The sequence below is a fragment of the Synechococcus sp. 63AY4M2 genome (assembly GCF_002760475.1).
Classification (GTDB): Bacteria; Cyanobacteriota; Cyanobacteriia; order Thermostichales; family Thermostichaceae; genus Thermostichus.
The window spans coordinates 183,763-197,607 of sequence record NZ_AXUX01000001.1 but is presented as its reverse complement, the minus strand read 5'-3'; the positions used below and the strand labels follow the sequence as shown (position 1 = coordinate 197,607).

At 60.7% G+C, this 13,845-nt stretch carries 12 protein-coding genes and 1 tRNA gene; 11 read left to right on the top strand and 2 right to left on the bottom strand.

What is annotated here, in order from left to right:
* The first annotated feature begins 11 nt into the window (after window positions 1-11).
* The 3 genes from SYN63AY4M2_RS00865 to SYN63AY4M2_RS00855 are packed head-to-tail and all read left to right on the top strand — an operon-like array spanning window position 12 to window position 3,545.
* The gene (locus SYN63AY4M2_RS00865) at window positions 12-1,883 is read left to right on the top strand and encodes an FAD-dependent oxidoreductase (protein ID WP_041438306.1); all 1,872 of its coding nucleotides are present in this window, start codon (window positions 12-14) and stop codon (window positions 1,881-1,883) included.
* A gap of 38 nt (window positions 1,884-1,921) precedes the next feature.
* Entirely contained in the window at window positions 1,922-2,239 is a 318-nt protein-coding gene (locus tag SYN63AY4M2_RS00860; RefSeq protein ID WP_041439036.1) for a hypothetical protein, read from the top strand.
* Entirely contained in the window at window positions 2,229-3,545 is a 1,317-nt protein-coding gene (locus SYN63AY4M2_RS00855; protein ID WP_228375489.1) for an ATP-binding protein, read from the top strand. Before SYN63AY4M2_RS00860 ends, SYN63AY4M2_RS00855 begins: the two co-directional genes overlap by 11 nt.
* A 101-nt stretch (window positions 3,546-3,646) precedes the next feature.
* Here the strand turns inward: SYN63AY4M2_RS00855 and SYN63AY4M2_RS00850 are convergent, their stop codons facing one another.
* Window positions 3,647-3,964: a DUF3067 family protein gene (locus SYN63AY4M2_RS00850; protein ID WP_041439037.1), complete on the bottom strand. Its 318-nt coding sequence runs from the start codon at window positions 3,962-3,964 to the stop codon at window positions 3,647-3,649.
* Between the two features lie 173 nt (window positions 3,965-4,137).
* Between SYN63AY4M2_RS00850 and SYN63AY4M2_RS00845 the strand changes: the two genes are divergently transcribed.
* Entirely contained in the window at window positions 4,138-4,656 is a 519-nt protein-coding gene (locus SYN63AY4M2_RS00845; RefSeq protein WP_011430251.1) for a cytochrome b6-f complex iron-sulfur subunit, read from the top strand.
* Between the two features lie 174 nt (window positions 4,657-4,830).
* Window positions 4,831-5,814, top strand: a complete 984-nt coding sequence (locus SYN63AY4M2_RS00840) for an apocytochrome f (RefSeq protein WP_099812137.1) — start codon at window positions 4,831-4,833, stop codon at window positions 5,812-5,814.
* A gap of 61 nt (window positions 5,815-5,875) precedes the next feature.
* Here SYN63AY4M2_RS00840 and SYN63AY4M2_RS00835 read toward each other — a convergent pair whose 3' ends face one another.
* Window positions 5,876-6,688 (bottom strand): PhzF family phenazine biosynthesis protein, encoded by an 813-nt coding sequence (locus SYN63AY4M2_RS00835; protein WP_011430253.1) that lies wholly within the window; start codon window positions 6,686-6,688, stop codon window positions 5,876-5,878.
* Between the two features lie 243 nt (window positions 6,689-6,931).
* On the opposite strand from SYN63AY4M2_RS00835, the gene groES reads away from it, so the two are divergent.
* The 6 genes from groES to SYN63AY4M2_RS00805 all read left to right on the top strand — a co-directional run bounded on the left by groES (window position 6,932) and on the right by SYN63AY4M2_RS00805 (window position 13,288).
* Window positions 6,932-7,243 carry a co-chaperone GroES gene (gene groES / locus SYN63AY4M2_RS00830; RefSeq protein WP_011433225.1) on the top strand — a complete coding sequence of 104 codons (312 nt, stop codon included), beginning with the start codon at window positions 6,932-6,934 and terminating at the stop codon, window positions 7,241-7,243.
* 90 nt (window positions 7,244-7,333) lie between these two features.
* Window positions 7,334-8,968, top strand: a complete 1,635-nt coding sequence (gene groL, locus SYN63AY4M2_RS00825; RefSeq protein WP_011430255.1) for a chaperonin GroEL — start codon at window positions 7,334-7,336, stop codon at window positions 8,966-8,968.
* A gap of 173 nt (window positions 8,969-9,141) precedes the next feature.
* Complete coding sequence (locus SYN63AY4M2_RS00820) at window positions 9,142-9,969, top strand: DUF429 domain-containing protein (RefSeq protein WP_011430256.1); 828 nt, start codon at window positions 9,142-9,144, stop codon at window positions 9,967-9,969.
* Window positions 9,970-10,124: 155 nt separating this feature from the next.
* Window positions 10,125-11,288, top strand: coding sequence for a GuaB3 family IMP dehydrogenase-related protein (locus SYN63AY4M2_RS00815; protein WP_099887140.1), 1,164 nt, complete (start codon window positions 10,125-10,127; stop codon window positions 11,286-11,288).
* A 40-nt stretch (window positions 11,289-11,328) separates the two neighbouring features.
* Window positions 11,329-11,400: transfer RNA gene (locus SYN63AY4M2_RS00810), tRNA-Val, on the top strand.
* Window positions 11,401-11,707: 307 nt separating this feature from the next.
* Window positions 11,708-13,288: an iron uptake porin gene (locus tag SYN63AY4M2_RS00805; RefSeq protein WP_099835934.1), complete on the top strand. Its 1,581-nt coding sequence runs from the start codon at window positions 11,708-11,710 to the stop codon at window positions 13,286-13,288.
* The last annotated feature ends 557 nt before the right edge of the window (window positions 13,289-13,845 follow it).

Sequence of the window (13,845 nt, the reverse complement as noted above, 5' to 3'; positions counted from 1 at the left end):
GCGGAGGTGGGATGAAACTTCTGTTCAACCTCAAGGGATGGGGCGGCGGCCTTGTGGGGGCCGGGATCCTGGGCGCCGGGGCGGCTCTGGCCCAGCCCTTGTCGGAAACCCGCATCCCCTGTGAGATCTTCATCGCCGGGGGCGGGCTGGGGGGGGTGGCAGCGGCCTACGAGGCTCTGCAACTGGGCCGACAGGTGTGCATGACCGAGATCACCGACTGGATTGGCGGCCAGGTGAGCGCCCAGGGGGTCTCGGCTTTGGATGAGCGGCCCTTGCAGCGGGAAAACGAGATCTTTCCCCAGGGCTATAGAGAGTTTCGCCGCCGGGTGCGGGAAAAGTACGGCGGTGATCCCAATCCCGGCAAGTGCTGGGTGAGTGTGCTCTGCTTCTCGCCCCAGGTGGGCCACCAGGTCCTGCGGGAGATGGTGGATCCCTATCTGCAGTCGGGGCAGTTGCGGCTGTTTACCGAGACGGTGGTCAAGGACTTGCAGATCGAGGATTACCAAATCCGCAGCGTGCAGGCCATCCGCAACATCCCCAAACACGCCGGCGTCCAGCCGGAGAATCGGGGGGATCTCTCCAGCTACTTTCTGGATTTTTACCGCCTAGAGCCCACCGAGGATTGGGACAAAGAGATCCTGCGCTTTGAGCCGCCGCCAGAACGCCAAGGCAAAACCCTGCCCTGGGTGGTTATCGATGCTACCGAAACCGGCGAGCTGCTGCCGCTGGCGCGGGTGCCCTACCGCCTCGGCACGGATGGGGAAAGCCGCTGGGAGCCCAGCTCCAAGCCCTACAGGGATCCCTACTGCACCCAGGGGTTTACCTACACCTTTGTTATGGAGCGCTCTGCTGTGCCGCAGGTGCCCATCAAGCCCAAGTTCTACAACGACCCGCTGCACGGCCCCTACTACAGCTTTGAACATCCACGCTTTAACTTTGGGATGGTCTTTACCTACCGCCGCATCCGCGGCCAGGTGTTTGGCTTTGGGGAAGAGGCCATCCGGGTGGGGGATCAATCCATGCAAAACTGGACCTGGGGCAACGACTGGCGCATCACCGGGCCGGAGATGAACCTGATTCTCACCCACGAGCAACTGCAAGCCTCAGGCCAACTGGATCCCGGCGGCTGGATGGGGGGCTTGCGGGTGGAGGCGCTGCGGCGGGCCGAGCAGCATGCCAAGGGCTTTTTCTACTGGCTGGTGGCGGGGCGGACGGATTTTCTGTTGCAGCAGGCGGATCCCGACTTTCAAAAAGACTTCTACCTGCGCTATGCCTACCTGCGGGGGCCCGATAGCCCCATGGGAACTGCCAGCGGCCTTTCCAAGTACCCCTACATTCGCGAGTCGCGGCGCATCATCGGTCGGCCCAGCCCTGCCTACCCGCAGGGATTTACCATCTACGAGTCGGATATCACCACGCGAGAATCGGAGCTCAATCGCGGGCGGCCCTTTATTTTCTACGACTCGGTGGGGGTGGGCCAGTACCCCATCGACTTTCACGATTGTCTATTGCCGGATTTTTCCCTGCCCCCCAGCCACAACCAGGATGCACAGGCCCCCAGCTACCCCTACCAGATCCCACTGCGGGCTTTGATCCCCCAGCGCATCGACAACCTCTTGGCCGGCAACAAGAACATTGCCACCAGCCGCATTGCCAGCGCCTCCTATCGGGTGCACCCGGTGGAATGGGCCATCGGCACAGCCGCCGGCCACACGGCCCACTTTGCCCTGGAGCGGGATCTGATCCCGGCGGAGATCCTGCGCGAGCCGCTGCTGGACTTGCGGCTGTTGCCGGCTCTCCAGGCCCAGATCCAGAGCCTGGGCAATCCCATCCAATTTCCCGGCACCACCATCACCGCCACTGAGTGGGCCCAATCTCGCTAGCCTAGAAAGGCAAGGTTGGGAGCTGGCCGATGGATGCTATGGGGGTTGAACTGGGGGGACTGGAGGCGATCCGCCCTTCGTTGTGGGCGGCCACAGCCCTGTGGAGTCTGGGGCTGATGTGGGGCTTGTCGCCGCTGCACCGCCGCCTGCAGGAGGGTTGGGAAAAACAGTTGGCCTGGGATCCCAGCGGAGCTCTGGCCTCTTTGCTCAGCGTCCTTCCTTTCTTGCTGGCAGCAGCGGTGGTGGTGGCCCTCACCGAACTCTCTTTGGGCAACAGCTGGGCCGTCTCCTGGGGTCTGATTGCCTGCGTTGGCGGTGGCCTCTACGAGCTGGGCCGGCGGGACAATGCCCGCTAAGCGCTCTGGACCGGCCCTCACCCCCAGCCCCTTTGACAACGCCAAGTTAGAGCGACTTGAAGCGATGACCCCCCTCGAAGAAGCGGCGGAAGCGGCGGCTAAGCTGCTGGTGTTTCGGGAAATCTGCGCCCACCCCTTGGCCCTGACCTGGCAGGAGCTCACCCAGGAGTTGATGAGCGGGGATCCCTTGCCCTGCTGGAGAGCCTACGGACGCTGGTTTGAGCTTTTGGCCCAGGAGGGCTTGAGCTGGCGGGAGTGGCTAATCCGAGAGATCCGCTGGGCCGATAACCCTTTCTCGCGGGCGGCGCTTCGACCCCAAGGGATCCCAGCCCCCCTTGTGCAAGCGGCCCGCCACGATCTCCGCTGCCTGCAGATCCTGGCCGATAGCCAGGAGACCATTGCCGAGCAGATGCGGGCGCTGGGCCTGGGGATCCCTTGGCCGGATGGGGAAGGGGAGAGCCCTGGCTGGGATCCGCGCTCTTTTGCCGACTGGGGCCTGAGCCTGGAGGCGCTGATCGCCCACTACCGCCGAGCGGGGGTGGGGCTCTGTGGCCGCTATTGGGCCTTTCGCTGGGGGCCGGCAGGGCTAGAGGGGATCCCCACTCCCGACTTGCCCGACTGGGAAGAGATCTACGGCTATGAACGGCAGAAACGGCAGTTGGCTGCCAACACCGAAGCCCTGCTGCGGGGGGATCCGGCGTTGCATGTGCTGCTCTATGGGGCGCGGGGCACCGGCAAGTCTTCGCTGGTGAAGGCGTTGCTGCGCCGCTACGGTTCCCAGGGGCTGCGCCTTTTGGAGCTGAGACGGGGAGATTTGGGTCAATTGCCTCAGATCTTGGCAGATCTGGGAGGGTGGGGGCTGCCCTTTGTCCTGTTTGTGGACGATCTCTCCTTTGAGGCCGACGAAACTGAGTTTAAGCAGCTCAAGGTGCTCCTGGAAGGAGATCTTGTTCCACCACCGCCCAACGTCCGTCTCTACGCCACCAGCAACCGCCGCCACCTTATCCGCGAGTTTTTTGGCGATCGTCCCAGTCCCCAAGATCAAGAGGTCCACGCCTGGGATACGGTGCAGGAAAAGCTGTCGCTGCGGGATCGCTTCGGCCTTACCCTTACCTTCACCCCTTTTAGCCAAGCTGACTACCTGGCCACGGTAGAACACCTGGCGCAACGGCTGGGCCTCCCGCACCCTTTAGATACCTTGCGCCGCCAAGCCCTCCTCTGGGCGCAACAGCAGAACGGCTTTTCCGGTCGCACCGCCCGCCAGTTCCTGCATGCCTTGCAGGCCGGCCTGGTGGAAGTTGGATAGCCGCAGGCCGGCTGAGGTCTGGAGTTTTCGTCATAGGGACGAACCTGTCGGTTGCTGCAATTGCAAACTCCCCTTCAGGGAAGAGCCGGGGGCGAGGAAGACTACAGCAGCCACTCGGAGGCGCGCTCTCCCACCCCTTGCAAATTCAAAGGAATGGCCACCGCCTTGCCTATGCGGGGTTTCTGACGGGTAGCCTCAATTTCTCGCTGCACCGCTTCCCACACGCCCCACGCCTGCAAATGGGCCATGACAGACTCCAGGCGAGCCAGATACTCGGCCTCGCTCAAGGGGAAAGAGGGCTGCTCCAGGTAGCGCCACATCACCAACAGAACCACCCTGCCCCCCATGCGGCGCAGTTGCACGTCGTAGGAATAGCCCCACTTCTCCCGCAGCAAAGCTTGAAAGTCGGATCCCGTCATGGTCTGGCTCGGATTGGGTTGGGACTGAGCTGGGCCGCAGCAGAAAAACCGCCGCCTCTTCCCTTGCACTTCCTTTAGCTTTGCATTTCTTAATGATATTAGCCAAGGAGCTCGGTTAGGATGATGTCATTTGTCAACGAACATTAAAACTTCTCAGGTTTGTACTGGCCATTATGACGGAAGCGGTTAGCAACTTCGAGGCACCCCCCATGAGCCGGCGGGTTTTTCTGAATGCCCTCCTCAGCAGCTCGGTGGGGGTGGTGGTGGTGGGCACCCTCTACCCGGTGGTGAAGTATTTTATTCCGCCCTCTTCCGGTGGGGCAGGAGAAGGTGTGATAGCTCAAGATGCTCTCGGCAAGCCCATCAGCGTCAGTGAGCTGTTGGCCACTCACGCCGCCACGGATCGCGTGCTGGCCCAAGGCTTGAAGGGGGATCCCACCTACATTGTGATCGACAACGGGGCGGTGGCCAACTACGGCCTCAACGCGGTTTGCACCCACCTCGGCTGTGTGGTGCCCTGGAACGCGGGGGAAAACCTGTTCAAGTGCCCCTGCCACGGATCCCAGTACGCGGCCAACGGCAAGGTCATCCGGGGGCCGGCTCCCCGCTCCCTGGAGCTGGTGAGCGCCACGGTGGACGGCGACAACGTTCGCTTCAGCCCCTGGCAAGGCCCCGATTTCCGCGAGGCCTGAGGCGTTACGATAGGCTCCAGAGAGACCCCTGTAAGGGGCCACAGCCGGGTCAGAAGTGGGGGAAAAGGCCAGAGAGGTTGCTGCGCTAGTCCTGGCTAGAGCATGAGTTGTGAGCTTTGAGGAGATTGCCCCAAAGGGCTTGCGAGAATTTTGATTGAGATTCTGAGCTAACTTATGAAGCGAATTTACTTGGCCTTGTGTGCGCTGCTGCTGTTGCTGGGGACGGGATCCCCTCCGGCAGCAGCCTATCCGTACTACGCCCAGATGGCCTACGACAACCCGCGCGAGGCCACCGGGAAAATCGTCTGTGCCAACTGCCACCTGAACGCCATGCCTGCCCGTGCCGAAGTGCCGCAGGCAGTTACCCCGGGCCAGGTGTTCACCATCAAGGTCGGGATCCCCTATGACTTGAGCAAGCAACAGGTGTTGGCGGATGGCAGCAAGGGCGGCTTGAACGTTGGCGCTGTGGTGGTGTTGCCAGAAGGCTTCCGCCTGGCCACCGAGGAGGAGATGACGGAGGAGCAGCGCCAGGAAACCGCTGAGACCTACATCACTCCCTACAGCGACGAGAAGCCCAACATTCTCCTGGTGGGTCCCCTGCCCGGCGAGCAGCACCAGGAAATCGTCTTCCCGGTGGTCGCCCCTGACCCGAAGGAGGATCCCTCCGTGGCCTTCATGAAATATCGGGTTTACATTGGCGCCAACCGCGGTCGTGGCCAGATCAACCCCGATGGCAGCCTCAGCAACAACAACGTCTTCCGCGCTCCTGCCACGGGTCGTCTGACAAGCATCGCCACCATCGAATCTGACCTCAGCGATCTGCCGCCTGAGCTGGCCGCCCTGGTGCCGCCCGAATACGAGTTGCCGGGCACGCGGGTGCTCAGCTTCGAGACTGAAGGCGGACTGAAGCACTTGGTGGTGCCGCCGGGGCCGGAGTTGGTGGTTAACATTGGCGACAGCGTCCAAGAAGGGGATCCGGTTACCAACAACCCCAACGTGGGCGGCTTTGGCCAAGTGGAGCGGGATCTGGTGCTGCAGAACCCGGAACGGGTGAAGTGGTTGGTGGCCTTCCTGGCAGCGGTGGCCATCACCCAGCTTCTGCTAGTGCTCAAGAAAAAGCAAGTGGAGCTCATCCAGGCGGCAGAACTTTTGGGCTAGCTTGCGCACTTATTCTTCGCGAGAGTCTTCCCAGCACCTCGGAGCCAGCCGGGGTGTTTTTTTAGGGAATCCTCAGCTCTCCCGCTATCACCAGCACCGCCTGCCCGGCAATCTCCACCCGAGTGCCGAGATCGCGACACCACAGCTCGCCTCCCCGCGCCGAGAGCTGGCGGGCTTTGAGCTCAGTCCGGCCCAGGCGCTGCGACCAATAGGGTGTCAACAGGCACTGGGCAGACCCGGTCACCGGATCCTCCGGGATCCCCAACTGGGGGGCAAAAACACGACAGACAAAATCTGGCTGGTCTTCTAGATCCCCTCCCGAGGCAGTGACGATCAACCCAGAAACAGGCAGTGCCTGAACCCGCTCCCAATCCGGCTGCAGCTGCTGCACCTGCTGGGCCGAAGTCAGCACCGCTACCCCCATGCTGCCGCGGTACAACTCCAGAGGAGGGATCCCCAATGCCGCAGCCACCTGCTCTTGGCCTTCCGGCCAGGGTTGCGGGAACTGGGCGGGAAAATCCATCGCCAGCCGCTCCCCCTGCCGCCGCACCTGCAGCCGGCCACTGCGGGTGGAAAAGGCCACCCCCTGAGCTTCCGGGTGAATCTCGGTCAAGAGCACATAGGCGCTGCCCAACGTGGCATGGCCACAGAGTTCTACCTCCGTGGTGGGAGTAAACCAGCGCAGCCCATAGTGGGGAACCTCGCCTTCGGATCCCTGGGGCAGCAAAAAAGCCGTTTCCGACAGATTGTTCTCCGCCGCAATTGCTCGCATCAAAGCTGCCGGCAGCTCCTGAGGCAGCAAACACACCGCTGCCGGATTGCCCTTAAAAGGCACTGCCGTAAACGCATCCACTTGAAACAACGGGATCCGCACCTGCTTGCCCAACCTACCTCAGGCCATGATCCCACAACAGGCCCAGAAGTAGGGGGATCCGCACCCCGACCGTACCCGCCAAAAGCGGGATCCCACCGACAGAGGCTATTGTCAGGCCAGAAAGTTGGCTGATAAACTAGCACTCGTAAGTCGAGAGTGCTAAGTCGCTTCCCTTCGGGGAAGTGGAACTAATGGAAATGAAAACTTCAGCTTCGTGCTTTAGGATCACGGAGGACATTCGTCATGGCTGCAGTAGCTCTTAACGTCTCTACCCTGAAGCCGCTGGGCGACCGCGTGCTGGTCAAAATCGCTCAGCAGGACGAGAAAACCGCAGGTGGGATCTTCTTGCCGGACACTGCCAAGGAAAAGCCCCAGGTGGGGGAAGTGGTTGCTGTTGGCCCTGGCAAGCGCAACGACGAGGGCAAGCTGATCCCGATGGAACTGAAAGCCGGCGACAAAGTGCTCTACTCCAAGTATGCCGGAACCGAAGTCAAGCTGGGCAGCGATGAATATGTGCTGTTGGCCGAGCGGGACATTCTCGCCATTGTTCAGTAATAGTCAGTGATTCAGCAGCAGTTCAACGAACGATTGAATCCTTAAGACTCTGTTTCACCCTTACCTGCATTTGCATCGGAGAGGTTGACTATGGCCAAATCAATCATCTTCAGTGAAGAAGCCCGCCGCGCCCTAGAGCACGGCATGGATATTTTGGCAGAAGCCGTAGCCGTTACCCTGGGTCCCAAAGGGCGCAACGTCGTGCTGGAGAAGAAGTTTGGCGCACCCCAAATTGTTAACGATGGGGTAACCATCGCCAAAGAGATCGAGCTGGAAGACCACATTGAAAACACTGGCGTCTCCTTGATCCGTCAGGCGGCTTCCAAGACCAATGACACGGCTGGGGACGGCACCACCACCGCCACCGTCCTGGCCCACGCCATGGTTAAAGAAGGGCTGAAAAACGTGGCCGCCGGCGCCAACCCGATTGCCCTCAAGCGCGGCATCGACAAAGCCGTGAAGTTCCTGGTGGACAAGATCGCCGAACATGCCCGCCCGGTGGAAGACTCCAAAGCCATTGCCCAGGTGGCGGCCATTTCCGCCGGCAACGATGAGGAAGTGGGCCGCATGATCGCCGAGGCCATGGACAAAGTGGGCCGCGAAGGGGTGATCTCCCTGGAAGAAGGCAAGTCCATGACCACTGAGCTGGAAGTGACGGAGGGGATGCGCTTTGACAAAGGCTACATCTCCCCCTACTTCGTCACCGACACGGAGCGGATGGAGGCGGTTCTGGAAAACCCCTACATCCTGATTACCGATAAGAAAATCACCCTGGTACAAGACCTGGTGCCGGTGCTGGAGCAAGTGGCCCGCGCCGGTCGTCCGCTGCTGATCATCGCCGAAGACATCGAGAAAGAAGCCCTGGCCACTCTGGTGGTGAACAAGCTGCGGGGCGTGCTGAGCGTGGTGGCGGTGAAAGCGCCTGGCTTTGGGGATCGCCGTAAGGCCATGCTGGAAGACATCGCCATCCTCACTGGCGGTGAGGTCATCAGCGAAGAGCGCGGCCTGAAGCTGGAGAACGCCCGTCTCGACTCCTTCGGCTCGGCCCGTCGCGTCACGGTAACCAAAGACCACACCACCATCGTGGCCGAAGGCAACGAAGCGGCTGTCAAAGCCCGCTGTGAGCAAATCCGTCGCCAAATTGAAGAAACCGACTCCACCTACGACAAAGAAAAACTGCAAGAGCGCCTGGCCAAGCTCTCCGGCGGTGTGGCGGTGATCAAAGTGGGCGCGGCCACCGAAACTGAGATGAAGGATCGCAAGCTGCGCCTGGAAGATGCCATCAACGCCACCAAGGCGGCGGTGGAAGAGGGGATCGTCCCCGGCGGCGGCACTACCCTGGCGCACCTGATGCCGGCGGTAACGGAGTGGGCGCAGGCCAACTTGTCCGGCGATGAGCTGGTAGGGGCCATGCTGGTTGCCCGCGCGCTGGGCGCTCCGCTGCGCCGCATTGCCGAGAATGCCGGCCAGAACGGCTCGATCGTGCTGGAGCGGGTGAAAGAGAAACCCTTCACGGTGGGTTACGACGCCCAGAACGACGCCTATGTGGATATGTTTGAGGCGGGCATCGTTGACCCGGCCAAAGTCACTCGCTCTGCCCTGCAAAACGCTGCCTCGATTGCCAGCATGGTGCTCACCACCGAGGCCATCGTGGTAGACAAGCCGGAGCCCAAGAGCAACAAGCCCGCTGGCGGTGGCGGCGGCGTGGATGACTACGACTACTAATCTTCGGGCAGGAAGAGGCAGAGGCTTCGCCAGCTAGCGGAAAGTCTGCTGCCTTGTCAGAGCAGCCATCTTCCGGGATCCCGGCTGGGATCCCTTTATTCTTGGGCATTTCCCTCTCCCAGGCGTCCGGGGGGTGAGGGCGAGCCATCCTACTAACGGAAGGAGAAGGCGGCGTGGCACGGTTAATCTGCATTGGCCTAGACCTGGCCTGGTCGGCCCGCAACCCCTCTGGCGTGGCAACGCTGGAGGTTGAGAGCGGGGATCCCCAAGCCCCGAACCTGACGGGCCACCTGCGGGACAACCGCCTCTTGCAAACCGACCAGGAGATTGTGGACTACATCCAAGCCCAAGCGGGAGGGGATCCCTGCCTGGTGGCGGTGGATGCCCCCCTGCGCGTCCCCAACCCCAGCGGCCAGCGGCGGGCGGAAGCCGAGCTGAACCGGGTGTTTCGCGCCTATGCCGCTGGCGCCCACCCGGCCAACCGCCGCCTCTTGGCCAAAAACGGCCAGGTGCGAGGGGAGGCCCTGGTGCAAGCTCTCTCCCGTTATGGCTTTCGCGAGCAGGCCAGCATCGAGCAGGGATCCCTGGCCCGGCAGATCACCGAAGTCTTCCCCCACAGCGCCATGGTGAGCCTGTTTGGCCTCAGCCGCAGCCTCCCCTACAAAGCGCGTCCCCGCCGCACCTGGCTGCAACGAGAACAGGCGTGGCGGCTGTACCAGCAACATCTGCGCGCCTTGGCCAGCGCCGATCCGTCTCTGCAAGGCCACGAGCCCCTGCTCCAAGTGGAGGTGGGATCCCTTAGGGGCCGCCAACTCAAAAACTACGAAGACCAAGTCGATGCCTTAATGTGCGCCTACATCGCCCTCTACGGCTTCCGCTGGGGATCCGAGCGCTGCCACAGCTTCGGCAACCTGCAAGAAGGCCACATTTTCACTCCCCTGCCCCCCTCATTGCAAGGGAAGAGCCCTGTTTCCTCGCCGGAAACTCCACAAGGGCTTTAACTCGGGCGAGGGTATGGCTTCTGCCAGACCGGCCAGACTTCCGTTGAGGCAGAGACAAGCGAAGCTAAACCGGAGGGAAAACCCGGCTCTTGCTAGTCTCAAATCACACGTTGGCGGCATGATAGGAAGAAGGGATCCTGTCAGAGGGGAGGGAAATGAACCCACAACTGGGGCGCAATCGGCAGGCAAGACGCGCTTACGGGCTGGATGAGATCGCGCTGGTGCCGGGCAGGCGAACCCTGGATCCCAGCTTGGTGGACACCCACTTCACCCTGGGAGGGATCCAACGGCAAATCCCCATCATCGCCAGCGCCATGGACGGCGTGGTGGACGTCAAGATGGCCATCTTGCTCTCCAAGCTGGGGGCAATGGGCGTGCTCAACCTGGACGGGATCCAAACCCGCTACGCCGATCCCGACGAGGTGCTGGATCAGATTGCCGCGGTCGGCAAAGACGAGTTCGTTCCCCTGATGCAGCGCCTCTACAGCGAGCCGGTCAAGCCGGAGCTGATCCAAGAGCGCATCCGCCAAATCAAAGCGGCCGGCGCCATCGCGGCCGCTAGCTGTGTGCCCGCCCACGCAGCTGAATATGGCCCCCTGGTGGCTGAAGCCGGGGGGGATCTGTTTTTCGTTCAGGCCACGGTGGTTTCCGTTCACCACAAGGTTCCCGAAGGCATGGAACTGCTGGATCTGGCCCAATTTTGCCGGTCGATGCCCATTCCTGTTGTGGTGGGCAACTGCGTTACCTACGATGTCGCTCTGGAGCTGATGCAGGCCGGAGCTGCCGGTGTCTTGGTGGGGATCGGCCCTGGCGCTGCCTGTACTTCCCGCGGCGTGTTGGGGGTGGGGGTACCACAGGCTACAGCGATTGCCGACTGTGCCGCTGCACGGGAGCAGTTTTTGGCGGAAACCGGCACCTATGTCCCTGTGATTGCCGATGGGGGATTGGTGACCGGTGGCGACATTTGCAAGGCCATCGCTTGTGGAGCCGATGCAGTGATGATCGGATCCCCCTTGGCCCGCGCCTATGAGGCCCCCGGTCGCGGCTTTCATTGGGGCATGGCCACCCCCAGCCCCATCTTGCCCCGCGGCACCCGCATCCGCGTGGGATCCACCGGCACCCTGGAAGAGATCTTGTGCGGCCCCGCCCGCCTGGACGACGGCACCCACAACCTCTGGGGTGCTCTGCGCACTAGCATGGCCACCCTGGGGGCTGCCAATCTCCGAGAAATGCAGCAGGTGGAGATCTGCATCGCCCCCTCCCTCCTGACCGAGGGGAAGGTGTACCAGAAGGCGCAAAGCCTGGGCATGGGGAAATAGTTCTTTGGGAATGCTAAACTCGGTGGACTGGGATCCCCCAGGGCGGTTAGCTCAGCGGTAGAGCGCCTGCCTTACAAGCAGGATGTCACTGGTTCGAGTCCGGTACCGCCCATCCCCGCTTCAGCCCGCGACTTAGGAGCTCTGTCTCGGCTTTGGCGTGCACCCGCTAGTCAGGGTCGGATCCCTGAGGTAAAGTAATGGGTATGGGGCCTGGAGCGTCTGCCGCCGTTGAGCCTCACGTTGAGTCTCATTCAAAAAGAAAAAGTGTGTAAAGTGGTAGACGATGTGAAACAGGGCTGTACCATGTTTTTCGAGGGTCCGCAGTTGTCAGACTCGTGCTTGAGTTAGACAGTTGACTACCTCTAGAAGACATCGCCACAGCCGAGACAGGTGTGAGGACACAGAACAAGGAGAGAAACATGCCCGCGAAACACGCGAACTACTGGAAAACGTTGCTGGCCGGCACCCTGGGTGCAGCAGCAGTCTTGACCCCTGGAGTGGCCTATGCCCAAGCTACTGGGCCCGTCACCTCCATCTCTGAACTTTCTGATGTGCAGCCCACTGACTGGGCTTTCCAAGCACTGCAATCGCTGGTCGAGCGTTACGGCTGTATTGCCGGCTACCCTGACCGCACCTTCCGCGGCAACCGGGCTATGACTCGCTTTGAGTTTGCCGCCGGTATGAACGCCTGCTTGGATCGCATCAATGAGTTGATTGCAGCCGGTTTGGCCGACAAAGTCTCCAAGGAAGACTTGGCCACTCTGCAGCGCTTGCAAGAGGAATTTGCTGCTGAGCTGGCAGCCCTGCGCGGGCGGGTGGATGCGGCAGAGGCTGAGATTAACGATCTGAAAGGGAAGATCTTCAACCCAGTTACCAAGCTTAACGCTCAGGTCATTACCGCAATTCTTGGTAGCGCTCTTACAGAAGACCGGGTCGTACAAGGAAGAGTGGTAGCCGAGCAAAATCAGGCAAACATGACTCTTCCCTATCGGGTACGCCTGAACTTCGATGCCTCCTTTGTTGGCCGGGATCGCTTGCGTATCCGCCTACAAGCTCGCGATGCGGTTACTACCTTCTTTGAGGGTGACCCAGGCGTTGGCTTCCAGGGGGGTGCAGGTGGTACCTTCACCCTTGCCCAGCTGGTTTATCAATTTCCTGCTTTCGACCGCGCTGCTACTATCTACACGGGCATTACGGGTACGGGAGTGTCGAGCGTTCTGCAGTACAGCACGCCCTTTGATGCTCTGTCGGACTTTGCCGATGCTCCCAACTCTACGGCAGATGTGCCCAGCGGAACCCTATTTGGTTTTCGCTACCGTTTGAGCGACCAGTTTCGTTTAGCCTACGCCTACAGCACCAGAAGAGGTCAAGCTCTGGGGAGAGGCTTTGGCGATAGTGGCTTAACAGGTGATGATAGCGCTCACACCGTCGAGCTGGGCTTCTTGCCGACAAAGGGTCTGGAGTTCTACCTCCAATTTGCTTCCACCTACCTGCAGCAGGCGAACGACGGCCCCACCTTCCTGGCCACGGGTAAAAGTCTCTTCCGCGGGCCGGTAAGAAGAACGCAGGTCAATGTCTCTGCGCGGGTAAACGCCTTTACAGTCGCAGCCAACTGGGAAATCAGCCCTCGCATTACCTTGTCTGGCTGGTTTACGGCTGGCAATGTGGATTACAACCTGCCCAATGTGGTACCGGCTGGTACTGTGGATCCGGGAGAGGAAGACTTTAATGGTTTCCTCTTTGGCTTTGTTTTCCCTGACCTCTTTGTGGAGGGTGCCAAAGGCGGGATTGTATTTGGGCAGCCAATCGTGACCACAGACAACGACGGAGTGTGGGATACTCGCCCCTTCGTTGTGGACGTCTACTACAGCTTCCCGGTCAACGAGTACATTACTCTAACGCCTGCTGCCTACTTTGTGAGCAACCCCAATGGCGGCAGACCCGGAGACAACGACCCAACCATCGGCGTGGGGGCTTTGCGAGCTGTGTTTACTTTCTAGTTCTTAAAATCCCTGCGCTGACATCCAAGTTGCTAAGTAGGGATCCACTGGGTTGGATCCCTTCATTGAATAAGAATAATCAACTCCTCTGTGGGGATAAGGATGCTGACATTGAAGAGCTTGAGGTTGAGCTTAAGACGAGGCCATGGGCTACAAAAAGCGCACTGCGTGAGATCTGCCCAGGTCTTTGCTACAGGCTCGGTGTAGGTGTGAGAATGGCGGGAACAGATACCCATGTCTTGGCCACAGATGTGGGGACACCGCATTAACTGTAGGGCAGGCCGGACAGCAAGAGGATGTGGACTTCGGCTGTATCATAATCTCCACATCATGTCTTCACCGAAGTCCGCAGTTGCCAGACTTGTTCTTGAGTTAGGCAATTGGTTACCTCTAGAAGACATCCCTACAGCCAAAAAGGTGTGAGGAAAAGAACAAGGAGAGAAACATGCCCGTGAAACACGCGAACTACTGGAAAACGCTGCTGGCCGGCACTCTGGGTGCAGCAGCGATTCTGACCCCTGGAGTGGCTTATGCCCAAGCTACCGGGCCGGTCACCT

Excerpts from the sequence above, each read along its gene's own strand:
- SYN63AY4M2_RS00865 (WP_041438306.1), top strand. The coding sequence starts at position 12 with ATGAAACTTCTGTTCAACCTCAAGGGATGGGGCGGCGGCCTTGTGGGG.
- SYN63AY4M2_RS00860 (WP_041439036.1), top strand. The coding sequence starts at position 1,922 with ATGGGGGTTGAACTGGGGGGACTGGAGGCGATCCGCCCTTCGTTGTGG.
- SYN63AY4M2_RS00855 (WP_228375489.1), top strand. The coding sequence starts at position 2,229 with ATGCCCGCTAAGCGCTCTGGACCGGCCCTCACCCCCAGCCCCTTTGAC.
- SYN63AY4M2_RS00850 (WP_041439037.1), bottom strand. The coding sequence starts at position 3,964 with ATGACGGGATCCGACTTTCAAGCTTTGCTGCGGGAGAAGTGGGGCTAT.
- SYN63AY4M2_RS00845 (WP_011430251.1), top strand. The coding sequence starts at position 4,138 with ATGACGGAAGCGGTTAGCAACTTCGAGGCACCCCCCATGAGCCGGCGG.
- SYN63AY4M2_RS00840 (WP_099812137.1), top strand. The coding sequence starts at position 4,831 with ATGAAGCGAATTTACTTGGCCTTGTGTGCGCTGCTGCTGTTGCTGGGG.
- groES (WP_011433225.1), top strand. The coding sequence starts at position 6,932 with ATGGCTGCAGTAGCTCTTAACGTCTCTACCCTGAAGCCGCTGGGCGAC.
- groL (WP_011430255.1), top strand. The coding sequence starts at position 7,334 with ATGGCCAAATCAATCATCTTCAGTGAAGAAGCCCGCCGCGCCCTAGAG.
- SYN63AY4M2_RS00815 (WP_099887140.1), top strand. The coding sequence starts at position 10,125 with ATGAACCCACAACTGGGGCGCAATCGGCAGGCAAGACGCGCTTACGGG.
- SYN63AY4M2_RS00805 (WP_099835934.1), top strand. The coding sequence starts at position 11,708 with ATGCCCGCGAAACACGCGAACTACTGGAAAACGTTGCTGGCCGGCACC.